The organism is Nonomuraea sp. NPDC049725 (assembly GCF_040674795.1).
Lineage (GTDB): Bacteria > Actinomycetota > Actinomycetes > Streptosporangiales > Streptosporangiaceae > Nonomuraea > Nonomuraea ceibae.
On sequence record NZ_JBFANJ010000010.1, the window covers coordinates 181,543 to 200,944 of the forward strand.

17 protein-coding genes are annotated in these 19,402 nt (G+C 72.3%); 11 read left to right on the forward strand and 6 right to left on the reverse strand.

The genetic code is table 11. The annotated features are described in order from the left end of the window. Nucleotide 1: 1 nt before the first annotated feature. Together AB0J53_RS26215 and AB0J53_RS26220 are read left to right on the forward strand one after the other, a co-directional pair. On the forward strand, nucleotides 2-919 hold the full coding sequence (locus tag AB0J53_RS26215) for a DMT family transporter (protein ID WP_364176817.1): 918 nt from the start codon (nucleotides 2-4) through the stop codon (nucleotides 917-919). After that, entirely contained in the window at nucleotides 873-2,525 is a 1,653-nt protein-coding gene (locus AB0J53_RS26220) for a fumarate hydratase (RefSeq protein WP_364176821.1), read from the forward strand. Before AB0J53_RS26215 ends, AB0J53_RS26220 begins: the two co-directional genes overlap by 47 nt. A 34-nt stretch (nucleotides 2,526-2,559) precedes the next feature. Here AB0J53_RS26220 and AB0J53_RS26225 read toward each other — a convergent pair whose 3' ends face one another. Next, nucleotides 2,560-2,748 carry a DUF5999 family protein gene (locus AB0J53_RS26225; RefSeq protein ID WP_357586301.1) on the reverse strand — a complete coding sequence of 63 codons (189 nt, stop codon included), beginning with the start codon at nucleotides 2,746-2,748 and terminating at the stop codon, nucleotides 2,560-2,562. Between the two features lie 510 nt (nucleotides 2,749-3,258). Here AB0J53_RS26225 and AB0J53_RS26230 point away from each other — a divergent pair. From AB0J53_RS26230 to AB0J53_RS26245, 4 genes are all read left to right on the forward strand, one after another. Next, nucleotides 3,259-3,867 (forward strand): superoxide dismutase, encoded by a 609-nt coding sequence (locus AB0J53_RS26230; RefSeq protein ID WP_219504966.1) that lies wholly within the window; start codon nucleotides 3,259-3,261, stop codon nucleotides 3,865-3,867. Nucleotides 3,868-3,937: 70 nt separating this feature from the next. Continuing rightward, nucleotides 3,938-5,050, forward strand: a complete 1,113-nt coding sequence (locus tag AB0J53_RS26235; RefSeq protein ID WP_219504968.1) for a serine/threonine-protein kinase — start codon at nucleotides 3,938-3,940, stop codon at nucleotides 5,048-5,050. 35 nt (nucleotides 5,051-5,085) lie between these two features. Continuing rightward, entirely contained in the window at nucleotides 5,086-6,876 is a 1,791-nt protein-coding gene (locus AB0J53_RS26240; RefSeq protein WP_364176826.1) for a protein kinase, read from the forward strand. 29 nt (nucleotides 6,877-6,905) lie between these two features. Beyond that, a complete protein-coding gene (locus AB0J53_RS26245) occupies nucleotides 6,906-8,294 on the forward strand; it encodes a class II fumarate hydratase (protein ID WP_357586295.1) in 1,389 nt (462 codons plus the stop codon). Here the strand turns inward: AB0J53_RS26245 and AB0J53_RS26250 are convergent. The 3 genes from AB0J53_RS26250 to trpD all read right to left on the reverse strand — a co-directional run bounded on the left by AB0J53_RS26250 (nucleotide 8,291) and on the right by trpD (nucleotide 10,217). Further along, the gene (locus AB0J53_RS26250; RefSeq protein WP_219504974.1) at nucleotides 8,291-8,608 is read right to left on the reverse strand and encodes a MerR family transcriptional regulator; all 318 of its coding nucleotides are present in this window, start codon (nucleotides 8,606-8,608) and stop codon (nucleotides 8,291-8,293) included. The genes AB0J53_RS26245 and AB0J53_RS26250 overlap by 4 nt on opposite strands. 69 nt (nucleotides 8,609-8,677) lie before the next feature. Further along, a complete protein-coding gene (locus AB0J53_RS26255; RefSeq protein WP_219504975.1) occupies nucleotides 8,678-9,106 on the reverse strand; it encodes an Hsp20/alpha crystallin family protein in 429 nt (142 codons plus the stop codon). 61 nt (nucleotides 9,107-9,167) lie between these two features. After that, complete coding sequence (gene trpD, locus AB0J53_RS26260) at nucleotides 9,168-10,217, reverse strand: anthranilate phosphoribosyltransferase (RefSeq protein ID WP_364176831.1); 1,050 nt, start codon at nucleotides 10,215-10,217, stop codon at nucleotides 9,168-9,170. Nucleotides 10,218-10,462: 245 nt separating this feature from the next. Here trpD and AB0J53_RS26265 point away from each other — a divergent pair, with 245 nt between their 5' ends. From AB0J53_RS26265 to AB0J53_RS26285, 5 genes are read left to right on the forward strand one after another with little or no spacing between them, the layout of a single operon-like run. Then, on the forward strand, nucleotides 10,463-11,209 hold the full coding sequence (locus AB0J53_RS26265) for an SDR family NAD(P)-dependent oxidoreductase (protein ID WP_364176834.1): 747 nt from the start codon (nucleotides 10,463-10,465) through the stop codon (nucleotides 11,207-11,209). Next, nucleotides 11,209-13,107: a GAF domain-containing protein gene (locus tag AB0J53_RS26270; protein ID WP_364176837.1), complete on the forward strand. Its 1,899-nt coding sequence runs from the start codon at nucleotides 11,209-11,211 to the stop codon at nucleotides 13,105-13,107. The genes AB0J53_RS26265 and AB0J53_RS26270 overlap by 1 nt, the downstream gene beginning before the upstream one ends. A 54-nt stretch (nucleotides 13,108-13,161) precedes the next feature. Further along, complete coding sequence (locus tag AB0J53_RS26275; RefSeq protein WP_364176840.1) at nucleotides 13,162-14,433, forward strand: MFS transporter; 1,272 nt, start codon at nucleotides 13,162-13,164, stop codon at nucleotides 14,431-14,433. Then, a complete protein-coding gene (locus AB0J53_RS26280) occupies nucleotides 14,430-15,428 on the forward strand; it encodes an alpha/beta hydrolase (protein WP_364176843.1) in 999 nt (332 codons plus the stop codon). The genes AB0J53_RS26275 and AB0J53_RS26280 overlap by 4 nt, the downstream gene beginning before the upstream one ends. After that, entirely contained in the window at nucleotides 15,425-16,582 is a 1,158-nt protein-coding gene (locus tag AB0J53_RS26285; protein WP_364176846.1) for a tannase/feruloyl esterase family alpha/beta hydrolase, read from the forward strand. The genes AB0J53_RS26280 and AB0J53_RS26285 overlap by 4 nt, the downstream gene beginning before the upstream one ends. Here AB0J53_RS26285 and AB0J53_RS26290 read toward each other — a convergent pair. Together AB0J53_RS26290 and AB0J53_RS26295 are read right to left on the reverse strand one after the other, a co-directional pair. Further along, on the reverse strand, nucleotides 16,567-18,564 hold the full coding sequence (locus AB0J53_RS26290) for a glycosyltransferase family 2 protein (protein ID WP_364176849.1): 1,998 nt from the start codon (nucleotides 18,562-18,564) through the stop codon (nucleotides 16,567-16,569). The genes AB0J53_RS26285 and AB0J53_RS26290 overlap by 16 nt on opposite strands. A gap of 70 nt (nucleotides 18,565-18,634) precedes the next feature. Continuing rightward, the gene (locus AB0J53_RS26295) at nucleotides 18,635-19,276 is read right to left on the reverse strand and encodes a lytic transglycosylase domain-containing protein (protein ID WP_308125745.1); all 642 of its coding nucleotides are present in this window, start codon (nucleotides 19,274-19,276) and stop codon (nucleotides 18,635-18,637) included. Nucleotides 19,277-19,402 lie beyond the last annotated feature (126 nt).

Genomic DNA, 19,402 nt, shown 5'->3' on the forward strand with positions numbered 1-19,402 from the left:
CATGAGAAACGGAGTCGCCGGGGCCACAGCCGCCATGTTCCTCGTCGGGACACTGGCCGGGGTGTCCGGGCTGGTCAACGCCTATCCCGTGTACGGCGGGCAGGCCGTGCGCTATCTGCTCGCGGCCGTCGTCCTGGTCGCGGTGACGCGGGTGATGAAGCTGCGGTTCGTCCGGCTGACGGGCCGCGAGTGGCTGCTGCTCGGCGCGCTCACCACGGTCGGGCTGGTGATCTTCAACGTGGCCGTGATCGAGTCCACCCGCGTGGCGGGTCCCGCCCTGGTCGGCACCGTGCTCGGCACCGTGCCGCTCGCGCTGGCCATCGCCGGCGGCCGGCCCGCGCCGCGCCTGCTGGCCGGCTCCGTGGTGGTCGTCGCCGGGGCCACGCTCGCCACCGGGCTCGGCAGCGGCAACCTGCCCGGCCTGCTGTGGGCGCTCGTCGCCCTGGTGGGCGAGGTGGGCTTCTCCCTGCTGGCGCTGCCGCTGCTGCCGAAGCTGGGGGCCATCCGGGTGTCCACGTACTCGACGGTCCTGGCCGTGCCCCTGCTGGCCGTGACCGGGTTCGTCCGGGAAGGCACGGGGATGCTCCGGATGCCGACGCCCGCCGAGGCGCTGGGCTTCGGCTACCTGGCGGTCGTGGTGACCGTAGGGGCGTTCCTGCTCTGGTACACCTCACTGCCGAAGCTCGGGCCGGGGCGGGCCGGGCTGTTCGCCGGGCTGATCCCGGTGGGGGCCATCAGCACCGGTCTGGTGCTGGGCATCGCCACGCCGTCCCGCTACGACCTGCTCGGCGCCGGGCTGGTCATCGTCGGCATCCTCATCGGCCTGACCACCGCGCGGCGGACGGCGCGGGAGAGCGCGTACCCTACTGACCATGCCGGACTTCGACTACACCGATCTGCTTCCCCTGGGCGCCGATGACACGGAATATCGGCTGATCACGTCGGATGGGGTGAAGAAGATCGAAGCGGCCGGGCGGACCTTCCTCGAAGTGGAGCCCGAAGCGCTGCGGCTGCTCACCGAGACGGCGATCCACGACATCTCCCACTTCCTGCGGCCGTCGCACCTCGCCCAGCTCCGCAAGATCGTCGATGACCCCGAGTCCAGCGGCAACGACCGGTTCGTCGCGCTCGACCTGCTGAAGAACGCCTCCATCTCGGCCGGCGGCGTGCTGCCCATGTGTCAGGACACCGGCACCGCGATCGTCATGGGCAAGCGCGGACGCCACGTGCTGACCGACGGGGCCGACGCCGAGCACGTCTCGCGCGGCGTCTACGACGCCTACACGCGGCTCAACCTGCGTTACTCCCAGATGGCCCCGCTGACCATGTGGGAGGAGAAGAACACCGGCAGCAACCTGCCCGCGCAGATCGAGCTCTACGCCGAGGACCCGCACGGCCACCCGGACGAGTACAAGCTGCTGTTCATGGCCAAGGGCGGCGGCTCGGCCAACAAGTCCTTCCTCTACCAGGAGACGAAGGCGGTGCTCAACGAGAAGCGGATGATGGCCTTCCTGGAGGAGAAGATCCGCTCGCTCGGCACCGCCGCGTGCCCTCCGTACCATCTCGCGGTCGTCGTCGGCGGCACGTCCGCCGAGTACGCGCTCAAGACCGCGAAGTACGCCAGCGCCCGCTACCTCGACTCGATCCCCACCGAGGGGTCGGCGTCCGGCCACGGCTTCCGCGACCTGGAGCTGGAGGCCAAGGTCTTCGAGCTGACGCAGAAGCTGGGCATCGGGGCGCAGTTCGGCGGCAAGTACTTCTGCCATGACGTGCGGGTGATCCGGCTGCCCCGGCACGGCGCGTCCTGCCCGGTGGCGATCGCGGTGTCGTGCTCGGCCGACCGGCAGGCCCTGGCCAAGATCACGCCGGAGGGCGTGTTCCTGGAGAAGCTGGAGACCGACCCGGCGCGGTTCCTGCCCGAGACGACCGACGAGCACCTGTCGGACGACGTCGTCTCCATCGACCTCAACCGCCCGATGCCCGAGATCCTCGCCGAGCTCACGAAATATCCGGTCAAGACGCGGCTGTCGCTCACCGGCCCTCTCGTGGTCGCCCGCGACATCGCGCACGCCAAGATCAGCGAGCTGCTCGACAACGGCGGCGAGATGCCGCAATACCTGAAGGACCACGCGGTCTACTACGCGGGCCCGGCCAAGACGCCCGAGGGCTACGCGTCCGGCTCGTTCGGCCCGACGACCGCGGGGCGCATGGACTCCTACGTCGAGCGCTTCCAGGCGGCCGGCGGCTCGATGGTGATGCTCGCCAAGGGCAACCGGTCCAAGCAGGTCACCGAGGCGTGCAAGCAGTACGGCGGCTTCTACCTGGGCTCCATCGGCGGCCCGGCGGCGCGGCTGGCCCAGGACTGCATCAAGAAGGTCGAGGTCCTCGAATACCCCGAGCTCGGCATGGAAGCGGTGTGGAAGATCGAGGTCGTCGACTTCCCGGCGTTCATCGTGGTCGACGACAAGGGCGACGACTTCTTCACCGACCGCACCGGGCCGGTGCTGAGCATCGGGCGGCGCTGAGCCGCCTGACGTCCCAGGGTGCCGGGCAGCGCGGTCAGGCCGCCACCGGCACCCGATGCGGCGCCACGACGCTGCCGTCGGGCAGCAGCAGGCCGGTGTCCTCGAACAGGACGACACCGTTGCAGAGCAGGCTCCAGCCCTGGTCGGGGTGGGCCGAGATCACGTGCGCGGCTTCACGGTCGGGGGAATCGGAACTCGGACAAGTGGGGACGTGACTGCACATCGTGCACCTCTCAGATGGCGCGCTCCTGGATTCTGATCAGTAGGGCAGCTGGCGCCCGGACGGCGTGCGAAGGTCCAGCGAGGCCCCGCTCGGCCTGCGGGGCCGGCGGCGAACCTGGATCTGGCGCATCTTCACCACGTCCCTCGATCGGTTGTCAGTTGCTGTCGAGCTTCGGGCTGATGCCTTCATTGTGACGATCGGCACCGACAGATTCGGCCTCCTTATGTGCCTTCCTGCCCGATAGATCCAGCATGCCTGCGTGCCCTTACCACAGCCTTACAACTTGCTGACGCGTCCCCAGAGTTCCCGTCAGCAATCACTGCCTGCCCGTTACCCGGCGGCGTGTCTAAGAGGAGCGGAGTGCGGTCACCCGGGCGGGCGGGGCGAGCCGCCCGCCCGGACAGGACCGAACTGCGCTCCCATGCTGCCCGACTTGAGTCCTAGGTCGCAAGGCTGATGCAACTGCGAATCTCTTGCAATAGTGTCGTGATCACCACCGAAGGAGGACTCATGGGCGACTACACCCTTCCGGACATGCCCTACGACTACGCGGCGCTGGAGCCCGCCATCACCGGCGAGATCCTGGAGCTGCACCACGCCAAGCACCACGCCGCCTACGTCAAGGGCGCCAACGACACGCTGGAACGGCTCGCCGAGGCCCGCGACAAGGGCGAGTTCGGCGGCCTGGTCGGGCTGGAGAAGACGTTCGCGTTCAACCTGTCCGGGCACGTACTGCACTCGATCTTCTGGCAGAACCTCTCCCCCGACGGCGGCGACCGCCCCGACGGGCCGCTCCGCGACGCCATCGACGAGCACTTCGGCACGTTCGAGGCGTTCCAGAAGCAGCTCACCACCGCCACCGCGTCCGTGCAGGGCTCCGGCTGGGGTGTGCTGGCCTGGGAACCGCTCGGCCGGCGACTGGTCGTCGAACAGGTGTACGACCACCACGGCAACGTCGGCATGAACACCACGCCGCTGCTCGTCTTCGACGCCTGGGAGCACGCCTACTACCTGCAGTATCGCAACGTGCGCCCGGACTATGTCGAGAAGCTCTGGGGCCTGATCAACTGGGAGGATGTGGCCGCCCGCTTTGCTGACGTCACCGGTCAGACCGGTTGACTTGGATTCGCAACAAATTATCGGCCACGCCTCTACTGGTCGGTTTACACAAATAGGTAAGCTGCCAGGCATGCGTGCGCCCTCCGGTTACCTCCTCGCCGCGCGCTACCGGCTCGTCGAACCGGTCGGACGCGGCGGCATGGGCACCGTGTGGCGGGCACATGACGAGCTGCTCAACCGCGAGGTCGCGGTCAAGGAAGTGCGCCTTCCGACCGTGCTCGACGAGGAGCTGCGCGCCGAGCTGTGCGCGCGCACCGAACGCGAGGGCCGGGCCACCGCCATGGTCGCCCACCCGTCGGTCATCACCGTCTTCGACGTGGTCACCGAGGACGACCGGCCGTGGATCGTGATGGAGCTGCTCCGGGCCAAGTCCCTGGAGCAGCTCATCCAGGAGGAGGGACCGCTCCAGCCGCGCCACGCCGCCGAGATCGGCCGCCAGATCCTCGGCGCGCTGCGCGCCGTGCACGCCAAGGGCATCCTGCACCGCGACGTCAAACCCAGCAACGTGCTGGTGACCGAGGACCGCGCCGTGCTCACCGACTTCGGCCTGGCGGCCCTCGAAGGCGACGTCTCCATCACCCAGGCCGGCATCGTGCTCGGCTCCGCCGGCTATATCGCTCCAGAGCGCGTGCTCGGCGCCAAGGCCAGCCCCGCCGCCGACCTGTGGTCGCTCGGCGCGACGCTCTACACCGCCGTCGAGGGCCGCGGCCTGCACGGACGCCGTACGGCAGCCGCCGCGCTGGCCGCGCTGACCAGCGGCGAGCCCATCCCGATGGCCAAGGCCGGGCCGCTCGCCCCGGTGCTCGACGCGCTGCTGCGCATCAACCCGCACACCCGGCTCGACTCGGTGCGCGCCTCCCTCATGCTCGCCCGCGTGGCGGCGGGCGGCTCCGCCGAGGAGCCGCTGACCCCGCGCAAGGCCCCGCGCCCGGCCATGGCGCTCCACGCGCCGTCTTTCCCACGCCGGCCCGCGCACCGCGGGCTCCACCGGGCCGACGTCACCTCCTCGGCGACCGTGAGCGTGCCCGTCCAGCGGCAGGAACGCAAGCCGGGTGAGGGAGTTCACAGAAAAAGAGGGGAAGCCAGGCCCGCCCCGTCGGCTTATGCCCGCTTGAAATCGACGGTGATAAAGTTGTTCCTTCCTCGGCGGTTCTGGCCAAGAGAACTTCGCAAGCGAGGTTAAAGCACTTCCCAAGCGAGAATCGATATCTTCTTCTCATGCCGGAACAGCAGACGCGCCTGCTAGCGGAGCGTTACGAGCTCATCTCGCCCCTCGGCCGGGGCACCATGGGCACCGTGTGGCGTGCCCGCGACCGCGCCCTCGGCCGCGAAGTGGCGGTCAAGGAGATCCGCCAGGATCCCGGGCTCACCGAGGAGCAACGCGCCGAGCTGCGCGAACGCATGGTCCGCGAGGGGCGCATCGCCGCCCGCATCAGCCACCCGGCCGTCGCCGCCATCCACGACGTGCTCGTCCACGACAACAGCCCGTGGATCATCATGGAGCTCATCGAGGCCCGCTCCCTGGAGCAGGTCATCGACGAGGAGGGCCCGCTGCCGCCCCGGCTCGTCGCCGAGATCGGCGTCGACCTCCTCGGCGCGCTGCGCGCCGCGCACGCCCAGGGCATCACCCACCGCGACGTCAAACCCGGCAACGTGCTCATCACCGAGAGCGGCCGCGTCGTCCTCACCGACTTCGGCATCGCCAAGGCCGAAGGCGACTCCCGGCTCACCCGGACCGGCATGGTGATCGGCTCCCCCGGCTACACCGCCCCGGAACGTGCCAGAGGCGAATACACCGGGCCCGAGTCCGACATCTGGTCCCTGGGGGCCACGCTCTACTTCGCCGTCGAGGGCCGGCCCGCCTACGAACGCTCCACGATCGCCGAGACGCTGGCGGCGCTGCTCAGCGAGAGCGCCGACCCGCCCACCCAGGCCGGCCAGCTCCGCCCGGTGCTCGACGGGCTCCTGCACAAGAACTACAAGCAACGGCTCAACGCCGCCAAGGCCGAGACCATGCTGCGCATGGTCGCCGACACGCCGACGAGCGAGATGCCGGCCATCACCGGCGAGGCCCTCAACCAGGAGTCCCCCTTGTCCCAGCCCGCTTCCCGCCCCCAGCCCGTACCCCCTGCGACACCTGGGCCGGGCGCGGGGACGCCGGCGAGCAGCGAGGTCGGCTCGGCGTTCGCGCCCGGCGCGGCGGCGCCCGTACAGCTCGGCGGGCCCGGCGCGGTGGCCGACTCCGACAGGACGGTCAGCCTGCAGCGGCCCAAGAGCCCCTTCCCCCAGCCCGCCCCTCCGCGGACGCCGCCCGCGCCGCAGTCGCCCCCGCAGGGCCGCCCGGCGCAGGGCACGCCCCCGCACGTCGGCCCCGGGCACGCCCCCCAGCCTCCGTCCCCTCAGGGCCCGTACGCCCCCGGTGCCCAAGGACCGCGCCCGCAGGGACCAGGACCGCAGGGACCGGGGCCCCACGCGCCCGGCCCGCAGGGACCGGGACCCCACGGACCGGGGCCCCAAGCGAACGGGCCCCAGGGGCCGGGACCCCAGGCGGCCGCCCCTCACGGCCCCGGACCACAGGGAACCGGCCCGCAGGCGGCCGGCCCGCAAGGGCCTCAGGGACGTGGACCGCAGGCGCAGGGACCTCAAGGGCCTGGGCCTCAGGGCGCCGGGCGGCCTGGCCCCGTGGGCAAGGCCGGGGACGAGAGCACCATCGTCACGACGCGCATCCAGCTGCCGAGCGCGCCGGGCCTCCAGGTGTACCCGCCGACCCCGCAGCAGCAGCGCCCCCAGCAGCCCGCTCCCGGGCAGCCCCAGCAGGGCCCGTACCCGCCGGGGCCCCAGCAGCCGGAGCGCCCCGACTCCCACGGCCTGGGCACCGACCTGTTCGCCATCGCCGGCCCCGACGAGCCCGCGAGCGGCAACCGCAAGGGCATGCTCATGCTCATGGGCGTCGCCGCCGCCGCGGCCGTGGTGATCGCCATCCTGATCGTGGCCCTGCTTCAGAGCTGATCGCCTGCCCGTGAGCCAGACTGGGAGGCATGAGCGAGTACCGTATCGAACGTGACTCGATGGGCGAGGTGCGCGTCCCGGCGGGCGCCAGGTGGCGCGCGCAGACCCAGCGAGCGGTGGAGAACTTCCCTATCTCGGGCCGGACGCTGGAGCCGTCCCACATCGCCGCGCTCGGCCTGATCAAGGCCGTGGCCGCGGAGGTCAACGGCGAGCTGGGCGTGATCGACAAGGATCTGGCGGAGGCGATCGCGCAGGCGGCGGCCGACGTGGCGGAGAACGAGCACGACGAGCATTTCCCGATCGACGTCTTCCAGACGGGTTCCGGCACCTCGTCCAACATGAACGCGAACGAGGTGATCGCCTCCTTGGCGGAGGAGCGGCTGGGCCGCCCGGTGCATCCGAACGACCACGTGAACGCCTCGCAGTCGTCGAACGACGTCTTCCCCACGTCGATCCACGTGGCGGCGGCGACGGAGGTGACCTACCATCTGCTGCCCTCGCTGGAGCATCTGGCGACGGCGCTGCGGACGAAGGAGCTGCAGTTCCAGGATGCGGTGAAGTCGGGCCGCACGCATCTGATGGACGCGACGCCGGTGACGCTGGGCCAGGAGTTCGGCGGTTACGCGACGCAGGTGGAGCACGGCGCGGTGCGGGTGAAGGCGGCGCTGGGCCATCTGCTGGAGCTTCCGCTGGGCGGCACGGCGGTCGGCACGGGGATCAACACGCCGCCGGGGTTCGCGGAGCTGGCGATCGCGCGGCTGCGTGAGGCGACGGGGATCGGGTTCCGTGAGGCGATGGACCATTTCGAGGCGCAGAGCGCGCAGGATTCGGTCGTGGAGCTGTCGGGCCAGCTCAAGGTGGTGGCCGTCTCCCTGAACAAGATCGCCAACGATCTGCGCTGGATGGGGTCGGGGCCGCGGGCGGGGCTGGGTGAGATCAACCTGCCGGATCTGCAGCCGGGTTCGTCGATCATGCCGGGCAAGGTCAATCCGGTCATCCCGGAGGCCACGGCGATGGTGGCGGCGCAGGTGATCGGCAATGACGCGGCGATCACGTTCGCGGGCGCGTCGGGCAGTTTCGAGCTGAACGTGCAGCTCCCGCTGATCGCGCGCAACATCCTGGAGTCGATCCGGCTGCTGGCGAACGTGTCGCGGCTGCTGGCCGACCGGTGCGTCATGGGCATCACGGCCAACGTCGACAGGCTGCGGGAGTACGCGGAGTCGTCGCCGTCGATCGTGACGCCGCTCAACCGGCATGTCGGCTACGAGGAGGCCGCCAAGATCGCCAAGCAGGCTCTCCAGGAGCGCAAGACGATCCGCGAGGTGGTGATCGAGCGTGGCCATGTCGCGAACGGCACGCTGACGGAGGAGCAGCTCGACGGCCTGCTGGACGTGCTGTCGATGACGCGACCCGGCTAGGGCCGGTCGAGCTCGGCCAGCCGGGCGCGGGCCTGGTCGAGTTCGTCGCGCACCTGGGCGAGCTCGCGTTCGAGCTCCAGGATGCGGCGGATGGCGATGAGCGTCATGCCTTCGTCGACCATGCGGGTGACGTGCTGGACGGCCAGGATGTCGTGGCGTGAGTAGCGGCGCTGGCCGCCGTTGGACCGGCCGGGGCTGATGACGTCGTGGCGGTCCAGCCGGCGCAGGTAGGCCGGCTGGACCTGGAGCATCTCGGCCACCTGCCCGAGCGAGTAGAGCGGGGCGTGCTCGTTGTCGAAGGGGAGCTGGGGCATGCGGCCTGTCTCGCTTTCGGACGGGGGCGGACGGGGGGCGGACGGCGGCGCCCGCCCCGGTCGCCGGTGTCAGGCGTTGATGGCCTTGGGCGTGGTCCGCTGGATCTCCACCTTGCGCGGTCTGGCGCGTTCGAGGACGGGGATGCGGACGGTGAGGACGCCGTTGTCGTATCCCGCGTCGATGCGCTCGCTGTCGAGGTGTTCCGACAGGTAGACGCGCCTGGTGAAGGTGCCCATCGGGCGCTCGCGGACGAACAGCCGCTCGCCTTCGCCGATCTCCTCCTCGCGGCGCGCGCTGACGCTCAGGACGCCGCGGTCGACGGTCACCTCGATCGAGCCGGGCTCGACGCCGGGCAGGTCGAAGCGCAGGATGACGTCGTCGTCGCGGCGGAGCCCGTCCATGGCCATCGCGGCTCCGTCGTCGAAGGTCTGGCGGGCCAGGCGGTTGAACTGGCGCTCGAACTCCTGGAAGAACGGGTCGATCGACGTGAGCAGCATCCGAACCTCCTTGAAACTCGGAGTGGCTGTAACCTCCAACTACAGTTGCAGGTTAACTCCATTACGAGTTGGAAGCAAGTGCCCGCGTGGCCGCTGACCAGCGGGCGAGCAGATCGGCGGCGCCGCCTGAGTCGACGGCGTCGGCGGCCCGCTTGTACGCGCCCTCCAGCGCCTGGGTGAGCCCCTCGGCCGGGGGCGCGCCGTCGGCGGCCACCAGCGCGGCGGCGGCGTTGAGCAGCACGATGTCGCGCACCGGCCCCGGCGTCCCGGCGAACACGGCGCGGGCGACGGCGGCGTTGTGCCGGGCGTCGCCGCCGCGCAGCTCGTCGGGCGTGGCGCGCGGGATGCCCAGCTCGGCCGGGTCGAAGGAGGTGGGCGTGACCGTGCCGCGTCGCACCACCCAGACCGACGACGGCCCGGACGTGGTGAGCTCGTCGAGCCCGTCGTCACCCCGGAAGACCAGCGAGGACCCGCCGCGCTCGGCCAGCACGCCCGCGATCACCGGCGCCATGCGCGGATGGAACACGCCGACGGCCTGGGCGGCGGGCAGCGCCGGGTTCGTCAGCGGCCCCAGGAAGTTGAACACCGTGGGCACGCCCAGCTCCCGGCGGGCCCGCGAGGCGTGTCTGAGCGCCGGATGGAAGGTCGCGGAGAAGCAGAACGTGATGCCCGCCTCCTCGGCCACCCGCGCCACGGCCGCCGGCGGCAGGTCGACGACCACGCCGAGCTCCTCCAGCACGTCGGCCGCGCCGGTGGTGGAGGACGAGGCCCGGCCGCCGTGCTTGACCACCTTGGCGCCGGCCGCGGCGGCGACGACGGCGGCCATGGTGGACACGTTCACGGTGTTGGCGCGGTCGCCGCCGGTGCCGACGAGGTCGACCGTGTCACCGGGAATCCTGATCGCGGACGAGCCGGCGAGCAGCCCGTCGGCCAGGCCGGCCACCTCCTCGACCGTCTCCCCCTTGGCGCGCAGCGCGACGGCGAAGGCGGCGATCTGCGCGTCGGTGGCCCTGCCGGACATGATCTGCGACATGGCCCAGGCCGCCTCGCGCGCCGACAGGGAGCTGCCGCCGAGAAGCGTGGTGAGCAGTGCGGACCAGGTGACGGTCATGAGGACGCCCTTTCGTGTGTCGGGGAGCTCGACAGGGCGTCGCGGGAGCTCCCGGCGGGCCGCCTCGTCGAGGCGGCCAGGGATGCGTATGCGCTGGTGGGACCGCCTAGGAGGCGGGCCACCACTGGGACGGATACGCGATCACGCGGACAGGCTATCAGGTGCGCCGGGCCACATAGGGAAGCGGTCAGGTATGTCGTCCCAGCCCATGCGTGCCGGAGCCGCGACCGCCTAGGGTCGGAGGCATGGAGCTGACGGGGCGCACTGCGCTCGTGACGGGGGCCGGGGGCGGGATCGGCGCGGCGTGCGCCCGGCGGCTGGCCGCGGGCGGGGCCCGGGTGCTGGTCGTCGACCGGCGGGGCGACCTGGCGCGCGAGGTCGCGGCCGAGGTGGGCGGGCTGGCCGTGGAGGCCGACCTGGCCGAGCCCGGGTTCGCCGGCGCGCTGCCCGATGAGCCGGTCGACATCGTGGTGAACAACGCGGGGTTCCAGCACGTGGCGCCGATCGAGGAGTTCCCGCCCGACGTGTTCGCCGCCATGATGCGGGTGATGGTGGAGGCGCCGTTCCTGATCGCGCGCCGGGTGCTGCCGGGCATGTACGCGAGGGGCTGGGGGCGGATCGTCAACATCTCGTCGGTCCACGGGCTGCGCGCCTCGCCGTACAAGGTGGCCTATACGACCGCGAAGCACGCGCTGGAGGGGTTCAGCAAGACGCTGGCGCTCGAAGGGGCGCCGCACGGGGTGACCTCCACCTGCGTGTGCCCGGCGTACGTGCGGACCGGGCTGGTCGAGGGCCAGATCGCCGACCAGGCGCGCGCGCACGGCATCGCGGCGGACGAGGTCGTCGAGGACATCATGCTCAGGCCGGCGGCGATCAAGCGGCTGATCGAGCCGGAGGAGGTCGCCGAGCTGGTCGCCTACCTGTGCGGGCCGGCCGGGTCGTTCATCACCGGCGTGTCGCTGCCGGTCGACGGCGGCTGGACGGCGCGGTAGTGGTCAGGCGGTTCCTCGAACTGCTGGCCAGGGAGGCGTCGGCGGTCGAGTTCGAAGGCCCGGTCATCGAGGCGCGGGCCGCGGGCGCCGACCCGGCGGCGATCGAGGAGCTCGAACGCGCCAAGGTCGAGGCGCTGCGCGTGCGCGCCCTGCTCAGGCGCCGGGCCCGGCGCGAGGCCGAGCTGTCGGCGCTCTACGACACGGCCGGCGACCTGGCCGCGCTGCGCGACCTCGACGCGGTGCTGGAGGCGATCGTGCACCGGGCCAGGCAGCTCCTGGCCACCGACACCGCCTACCTCACGCTGCACGACCCCGACCGCGGCGACACGTACATGCGGGTGACCGACGGGTCGATCTCGGCCAAGTTCCGGTCGCTGCGGCTGGCGATGGGGGCCGGGCTGGGCGGGCTGGTGGCGCAGACGGCGGTGCCGTACTCGACCGCCGACTACTTCGCCGACGCCCGGTTCCGGCACAAGGACGACATCGACGAGGCCGTCCAGGAGGAGGGGCTGGTCGCGATCCTGGGCGTGCCGCTGCGGCTGGGCCAGCGGGTGATCGGCGTGCTGATGGCGGCCAACCGCAGCGCCAGGCCGTTCCACCAGGAGGAGGTGTCGCTGCTGGCCAGCCTGGCCGCGCACGCCGCCGTCGCGATCGACAACGCCAGGCTGCTGCAGGAGACCAGGAACGCGCTGGAGGAGCTCTCCCAGGCGCACCGCACCGCGCGGGCGCACGCGGAGGCGGTGGAGCGGGCCGCCACGGCGCACGACCGCATGACGTCGCTGGTGCTGCGCGGCGGCGGCATCGAGGACGTCGCCGCCGTCGTCACCGACGTGCTCGGCGGCTCGCTGGCCGTGCTGGACGACCTCGGCCGCCCGCTCACCGGCCACGTCGCCGGCCTGACCGATCCCGTACGGGCTGCCGGGCCGGACGCGGACGCGCCCGGCGGGGTGGACCCGGGGGTGCTGGAGGCGGCGCAGGCGTCGCGGGCGCTGGGCCGCACCGTGCGCCGGGGCGACCTGTGCATCGCGTCGGTGGACGTCGGCGGCGAGCCGCTGTGCACGCTGGTGCTGCGCAGCGACGACGCCGACGAGCGCATCCTGGAGCGGGCCGCGCTGGTGTGCGCGCTGCTGCTGCTGTTCCGGCGCAGCGTCGCCGAGGCCGAGGGGCGGGTGCGCGGCGAGCTGCTCGACGACCTGATCTCCAGGCCCGGCTCCCCCGGGCTGGCCGACCGGGCCAGGCGGCTCGGCATCGACCTGACGGCCCCGCACGTCGTGGTCGTCGCCCGGCACGACGGGCAGCGCGAGCGTGCCGCGTTCTGGGCCTCCTCGCAGGCCGCCCAGCGCCACGGGCTGGCCGCCGCGCGGCCGGGCGAGGTCGTGCTGCTGCTGCCCGGCCGCGACCCCGGCGCGCTGGCCCAGCGCACCGCCGGCGACCTGTCGGCCTCGCTCGGCGCCCCCGCGACCGCGGGCGCCTCCGCCCCGGAGACCGGCCCCGCCGGGGTCGCGCGGGCCTACCGGGAGGCGCGGCGGTGCGCGGACGCGCTCGTCGCGCTCGGGCGCGCCGGTGACGGCGCGAGCGCCGGCGAGCTGGGGTTCGTCGGGCTGCTCATCGGCGAGGGCAGGGACGTGCCCGGCTTCGTGGCGGGCGCGCTCGGCCCCGTCATCGAGTACGACGCCCGCCGGGGCACGGCGCTGGCCGCCACCCTGGCCGCGTACTTCGGCTCCGGCATGTCGCCGTCACGCACGGCCGAGACCATGCACATCCACGTCAACACCGTCACCCAGCGGCTGGACCGGGTCGCCAAGCTGCTCGGCGACGGCTGGCAGGAGCCGGAGCGCGCCCTGGAGATCCAGCTCGCCCTCCGGCTGCACCGGCTCGGCCACACACCCTCCAGCTAGAGTGTGGGGCCCGCAGCCATATGAGTGACGCGGGTCACTCCCTAGCGTGACGGCATGGCCACTTCCATCAAGAAGATCGTCGGCGCGAGCCTGATCGGCACCACCATCGAGTGGTACGACTTCTTCCTGTACGGCTCGGCAGCCGCACTCGTGTTCAACCAGCTCTTCTTCCCCGAGTCCGATCCGCTCACCGGGACGCTGCTGGCGTTCCTCACCTACGCCGTCGGCTTCGTCGCCCGTCCGCTCGGCGGGCTGGTGTTCGGCCACTTCGGCGACCGCGTCGGCCGCAAGACGCTGCTCGTGGTCAGCCTGCTCATGATGGGCGTCGCCACGTTCCTGATCGGCTGCCTGCCCACGTACACGGGCATCGGCGCGGCGGCGCCGCTGCTGCTGACCGGGCTGCGCCTGGTGCAGGGGTTCGCGCTGGGCGGCGAGTGGGGCGGCGCGGTGCTGATCGTCTCCGAGCACGGCGACGCGAAGCGGCGCGGCTTCTGGGCGTCCTGGCCGCAGGCGGGCGCGCCGGGCGGCAACCTGCTGGCCACCGGCGTGCTGGCCGCGCTGGCGGCGTTCCAGTCGGACGAGGCGTTCCTGGCGTGGGGCTGGCGGGTGCCGTTCCTGCTGTCGGGCGTGCTGGTGCTGATCGGGCTCTGGATCCGGCTGACGATCACCGAGTCGCCGGTGTTCCAGCAGGCCGCCCCGGAGAAGGCGCCGCCGATCGTGGGCGTGCTGCGGCACCACTGGCGGGACGTGGTCATCGCGATCGGCGCCCGGATGGCGGAGAACATCTCCTTCTACCTGATCACGGTCTTCGTCATCACCTACGCCAAGACCACCGGCCTGGACAATTCGACCGTGCTCGGCGCGGTGCTGATCGCCTCGGCGATCCACTTCGTGACGATCCCGCTGTGGGGGGCGCTGTCGGACCGGTTCGGCCGCCGCCCGATCTACCTGGCGGGGGCCGCGGGTGTCGGGCTGTGGATCTTCGCGTTCTTCCCGCTGATCGACACGGGCAACTTCCTGGCGATCACGCTGGCCGTGACGGTGGGGCTGCTGTTCCACGGCATGATGTACGGCCCGCAGGCGGCCTTCTTCTCGGAGCTGTTCGGGACGAGGATGCGCTACACCGGCGTGTCGATCGGCGCGCAGCTCTCGGCGATCGTCGCCGGCGCGCTGGCCCCGATCATCGCGGTCCAGCTCCTGCGGGAGTTCGGCAGCAGCCTGCCGATCTCCGCCTACCTGGCGCTCGCGTCGGCGCTCACCCTGGCCGCCGTCTACGCCGCCAAGGAGACCCAGGGCCGCGACCTGGCCGAGAGGATCCGCGCGTGAAGATCACCACGCCGAGGCTCACCCAGCACGTCAGGACCGTCGAGGGCCGCACCGGCGAGCCGGTGCTGTTCGTGCACGGCAACGTCTCCTCCGGCGCGTTCTGGCGCGACAGCATGACCGCGCTGCCCGGCGGCTTCCGCCCGCTCGCGGTGGACCTGCGCGGCTTCGGAGAGAGCGACCCGGAGCCGGTCGACGCCACGCGCGGCGTCCGCGACTTCTCCGACGACCTGGCGGAGCTGGCCGAAGCCCTCGGCCTGACCGCGCTCCACCTGGTCGGCTGGAGCATGGGCGGCGGCGTCGTGCTGCAGCTCCTGCTCGACCACCCGGCCCTGGTCAGGAGCGTCACGCTGGTGAACCCGGTGTCCCCGTACGGCTGGGGCGGCACGCACGGCCCCGACGGCACGCTCACGCACCCCGACGGCGCGGGCGCCGGAGCCGGGGCCGCGAACCCCGACTTCGTCACCCGGCTGAAGGCCGGCGACCTGTCGGACGAGTCGCCCGCCTCGCCCCGCTCGGTCTTCCGCGCCACCTACGTCAAGCACCCGGTGCCCGACGAGGACTTCTACGTACGGGCGATGCTCACCACCCGCGTCGGCGAGGCCAACTACCCGGGCGACCCGGCCACCTCGGCGGCCTGGCCGCACGTCGCGCCCGGCAAGCACGGCGTGCTCAACGCCCTGGCCCCCACCCACTTCCGGCTCGACGGCCTGCCGCAGGTCGAGCCCAGGCCGCCCATCCTGTGGATCAGGGGCGCCGACGACCTGATCGTCTCCGACACCTCCCTGTACGACCTGGCCCACCTGGGGGCGCTGGGCGTGGCGCCCGGCTCCCCCGGCACGCCCGCCCAGCCGATGGTCGCCCAGACCCGGGCGGTGCTGGAACGCTACGGCCGCTACCGGGAGGTCGTGCTGGACGACTGCGGCCACAGCCCGCACCTGGAGCGGCCCGCCGACTTCGACCAGCTGCTGGCCGCCCACCTCGAGGAGGCACGATGATCGTGGCCATGTCGCTCGTGGCGAGCCTGCTCGTGCCCGGCGGCCCCGGCGGGCTGACCGTGCCGGGCGCCGAGCACGCCGTCACCGCCCGGCTCGACGACCTCACCACCGCCGGCACGGTCGCCAGCGGCCACACCGACCCCGCCGACTGGGCCGGACTGCACCCGGCCGCCACGGTCAACCCCACCGGCGTGCCCGGCGTCCAGATCGACGGCTACTTCCCCGACACCTCCACCACCAACGCCACGCACGGCTGGAACCACGACTCCCAGTTCGTCATCCGGCTGCCCGACGACTGGAACGGCGGCCTCGTCGTCACCGGCACCCCGGGCAACCGGGAGCAGTACGCCAACGACTTCACGATCTCCGACTGGGTGCTGGCCAAGGGTTACGCGTTCGCCGCCACGGACAAGGGCAACACCGGCCTGGACTTCCACACCGACGGCCGCCGCCCCGGCGACGCGATCGCCGAGTGGAACGAGCGCGTCACCCAGCTCACGCTCGCCGCCAAGGCCGTCGTCAGACAGCGCTACGGCAGGAAGCCGGCCCGCACGTTCATGGCCGGGATCTCCAACGGCGGCTACCTGGTCAGGTGGCAGCTGGAGAACCGCGGCCACCTCTACGACGGCGGCCTCGACTGGGAGGGCACGCTCTGGCGGCTCAAGGGCGACAACCTGCTCGACTACCTGCCGGAGGCGCTGAAGGCGTACCCGGACCCGGAGGGCGTGCGGCGGGCCGGGTTCGCGGCGGGCTCGGAGTTCCTGTGGCCGTTCCACCGGCAGCACTACTGGGAGCTCACCCAGCAGCTCTACCAGCGTGAGCTGGACCCGTCCTACGAGGGCGCCCCGGCCGACTACGACTACGCCGAGCGCAGGCCGTACGCGGCGGTGGCCAGGATCGCGCTGACCGGCAGGATCACCAAGCCGCTGATCACCATCCACGGCACGCTCGACTCGCTGCTGCCGATCTCGCGCTCCTCCGACGTGTACGCCGAGATGGTCGGGCCGCACCGCCCCTTCCGCTATCACCGGGTGGAGGGCGGCAACCATCTCGACGGCCTGGTCGACGCCCACCCCGGCAGGCTGACGCCGATGCTGCCGGTGTTCCGGGAGTCGTTCGCCGAGCTGGAGGCGTGGGTTCAGTCCCGCAGGTAGCGGTGTTTGTGCGCGCGGGCCAGCCGCACCATGTGCCGCGCGCCGGGCAGCCGCCGGCCCAGCCGGTGCAGCCGGGTGTCGCGGCCCATCGGGGAGCGCCGCTTCGGGTCGGCGGCGGTGGCCGGGTGCACGGTGACCCGGCCCTTGCGCACCTCCAGCGCGAACCGGAGCCCGACCTCCTCCTCCGGGCCCCGCAGCACCGGCAGCCACACGCCGGTCCCGAGCTCGTCGCGGCCCGGCATCCTGCGCTTGATCGGCAGCTTGGCCACGAGCTGCCCGGCGATCTTGCCGGGCACCCCGGCCTCGGCCAGCGCGGGCGCCGACACCTCGCGGGGCCTGCGGCCGGTGCCGCGCAGCACCAGCTCCAGCGGCGGCCCGCCGCTCGGCGGCAGGTACGGCACGGGCAGCACCACGAACAGGCTCTCGCCGACCAGCTTGGTCTCCACGCCCGGCGACACCAGCGCGATCGACTCGGTGAACGTGCGCGGCTCCACGGCCAGGCCGAACTCGCCCGCGTCGGTCCAGCAGGGCACCACGAGCCGCATCCTGGGCCGCTGGGCCAGCACGCCGAGGCAGTTGAGCGGCCCCTCCGGCCGCCCGACCCGGCTCCTGGCCTGGTGGGCGCCGCCGAACATGCGCACGTGCACCTCCCACTGGCCGGGCCTGAGCGGCTCGCCCTGCGCGGCCGCGGTCACGTCGACCCTGGCCTCGCCGACGATGCGCACCCGGGCGTGCTTGCGGCCGTCGGGCACCCGTTCGACCTGGTAGGCCACCGGCAGGAAGTGCACGTCGCCGGACTCGGCGTGCCGCAGGTAGACCTCGATGCGGGCGCGTTCGACGGATTCGCTGACGTCGGTGACGCTCTGCGGGAGCAGCTTGGCGTCGACGGCCCTGGGCGGCCGCCAGTGCAGGCGGTCGTCGTCGACGCGGAACCGCTCGGGCTTGCCGTCGCCGCTCAGCACCTCGACCTCCAGGCCGAGCACGAGCACCTGGGCGTCCCAGCGCACCTCGGTCAGCCCGGCGCTCAGCCCGGCCCGCCGGGTGGAGTTGGCCAGCATGACGAGCTGGTCGAGCCGGCCGGCGCGGATCAGCGCGGCCACGGCCCTGAGCTGGACGGGCAGGTAGCGGTCGAGCCGGTCCGGGAACCGTTCGGCCACCAGCTCCTGGATCATGCGGAAGTAGGTGCCCCGGTCGGTGGACGACCCGGCGAACGCCGACGACAGGAACGGCCGCAGCACCGCCGAGCGGAACCAGAACGCGTACATGCGGTCCCGCTGCCGGCCCTCGCCCACGTACGCGTCGATGTCGCGCAGCAGGGCGCGCAGCTCGCGGACGGCGGCGCGCGGCTCCTCGGGGGCAGGCGGGCGTTCGCCGAGGTGGCAGCAGACCTGTTCGGCGAGGACGGCGATGACCTTGGCCTGGAGGTAGCAGCGGACGGCGAACGCCTGCTCGGCGATGGCCCCGCCGGGGACGGCGAAGCCGAGCTCGTGCTCCTCCAGGAAGGCGCGGCGGTAGAGCTTGTGCGGGGTGAGCAGGGTGAGCAGCCGGTCGCGCAGGATGTCGGCGCGGGCCTTGCTGCGGCCGAAGGCGGTCATCGGCGGCCCGCCGTCGCGCACCAGGCGGCCCACCAGCACGTCGGCGTCGGTCTCGACGGCCCGCTCGTGCATGCGCTCCAGCGCGTCCCGCTCCAGCCGGTCGTGCTGGTCGAGCAGGTAGACGTAGTCGCCCCGGGCGGAGGCGATGCCGACGTTGCGGCCGCGCATGGGCGAGCCCGTGTGCGGCAGGTGCAGCACGCGCACGTTGCGGCGCACGGCGGCGACGGTGTCGAGCCGTTCGGCGATGCCGTCCGTGGACCCGTCGTCCACGAAGATCACTTCATACGCGTCCGGCGGCAGCGTCTGCTCCAGTGTGGAGCGGATGCACGCGTCGGCGGAATCCCCCGGGTTGTGGACATTGACGATCACACTGACCTTCACACCCATGCGGCCAGCGTGCGCGGTCATACACGGCGGGGCCTGACGGCTTGCCGATTACAGGAGGAATGCTGACCTGTTAATACCATCCCCTGGCCTGCGAGTGCCCCCACGCGCCGCAAGGGGTGCCGTAGCGGCCCTTGATGTAGCCGAGGCCCCACTTGATCTGGGTGGCGGCATTGGTCTGCCAGTCGGCGCCGGCGCTGGCCATCTTGCTGCCGGGCAGCGACTGGGGGATGCCGTAGGCGCCGGAGTAGCGGTTCATCGCCCGCTCGTTCCAGCCGCTCTCCTTCTGCCAGAGGTTCTCCAGGCAGCCCCACTGGTCGGTGCCGAAGCCGAACGAGGACAGCATGGCCTTGGCCGTGGCCTTGTTGCTGCCGGGCGAGGGGTCGCTGCCGGGCGGGAAGTTGGCGGGCGGGAAGCCGTCGCCGCCGGGCGCCTGCTTCTTGATCTCGATGACGTCGAGCGGGTCGTCGTTGGCCGCCCGGCCCTCCTTGAGCTTCTTGGCCCTGTGGGCCTGGAGCGCGGCCTCCTTGAGCTGGTCGGCCTCGGGGTCGGGCGAGTAGAAGTCGCCGCTGGCCATCCGGCCGAGGTCCTCCAGCGAGAGCGGGTCGGCCGGCGGGGCGCTGGCGTTCTCGATGGCGCGGTAGGCGACGAAGCCGCCGCCGCCGAAGACGATCACGGCGGAGAGGCCGATGATCACGACTCGCTTGGGGGTCACCCGCGAGCGTCGGCGTGCCGAGCGGGGGACGCTGCGCGACGGGCGCTCACTCAACCTGGGACCTGGGCTCACGATCCATGAGCTTGCCGTGACTTGGGGGGTGCTGCGCAACCGGAACACGGGATT

What these genes read in the sequence shown, in the direction of transcription:
- AB0J53_RS26250 (WP_219504974.1), bottom strand. Translation starts at nt 8,608, where the DNA reads ATGCCCCAGCTCCCCTTCGACAACGAGCACGCCCCGCTCTACTCGCTC.
- AB0J53_RS26240 (WP_364176826.1), top strand. Translation starts at nt 5,086, where the DNA reads ATGCCGGAACAGCAGACGCGCCTGCTAGCGGAGCGTTACGAGCTCATC.
- AB0J53_RS26285 (WP_364176846.1), top strand. Translation starts at nt 15,425, where the DNA reads ATGATCGTGGCCATGTCGCTCGTGGCGAGCCTGCTCGTGCCCGGCGGC.
- AB0J53_RS26220 (WP_364176821.1), top strand. Translation starts at nt 873, where the DNA reads ATGCCGGACTTCGACTACACCGATCTGCTTCCCCTGGGCGCCGATGAC.
- trpD (WP_364176831.1), bottom strand. Translation starts at nt 10,217, where the DNA reads ATGACCGTCACCTGGTCCGCACTGCTCACCACGCTTCTCGGCGGCAGC.
- AB0J53_RS26255 (WP_219504975.1), bottom strand. Translation starts at nt 9,106, where the DNA reads ATGCTGCTCACGTCGATCGACCCGTTCTTCCAGGAGTTCGAGCGCCAG.
- AB0J53_RS26235 (WP_219504968.1), top strand. Translation starts at nt 3,938, where the DNA reads ATGCGTGCGCCCTCCGGTTACCTCCTCGCCGCGCGCTACCGGCTCGTC.
- AB0J53_RS26230 (WP_219504966.1), top strand. Translation starts at nt 3,259, where the DNA reads ATGGGCGACTACACCCTTCCGGACATGCCCTACGACTACGCGGCGCTG.
- AB0J53_RS26275 (WP_364176840.1), top strand. Translation starts at nt 13,162, where the DNA reads ATGGCCACTTCCATCAAGAAGATCGTCGGCGCGAGCCTGATCGGCACC.
- AB0J53_RS26225 (WP_357586301.1), bottom strand. Translation starts at nt 2,748, where the DNA reads ATGTGCAGTCACGTCCCCACTTGTCCGAGTTCCGATTCCCCCGACCGT.
- AB0J53_RS26215 (WP_364176817.1), top strand. Translation starts at nt 2, where the DNA reads ATGAGAAACGGAGTCGCCGGGGCCACAGCCGCCATGTTCCTCGTCGGG.
- AB0J53_RS26290 (WP_364176849.1), bottom strand. Translation starts at nt 18,564, where the DNA reads ATGGGTGTGAAGGTCAGTGTGATCGTCAATGTCCACAACCCGGGGGAT.
- AB0J53_RS26245 (WP_357586295.1), top strand. Translation starts at nt 6,906, where the DNA reads ATGAGCGAGTACCGTATCGAACGTGACTCGATGGGCGAGGTGCGCGTC.
- AB0J53_RS26265 (WP_364176834.1), top strand. Translation starts at nt 10,463, where the DNA reads ATGGAGCTGACGGGGCGCACTGCGCTCGTGACGGGGGCCGGGGGCGGG.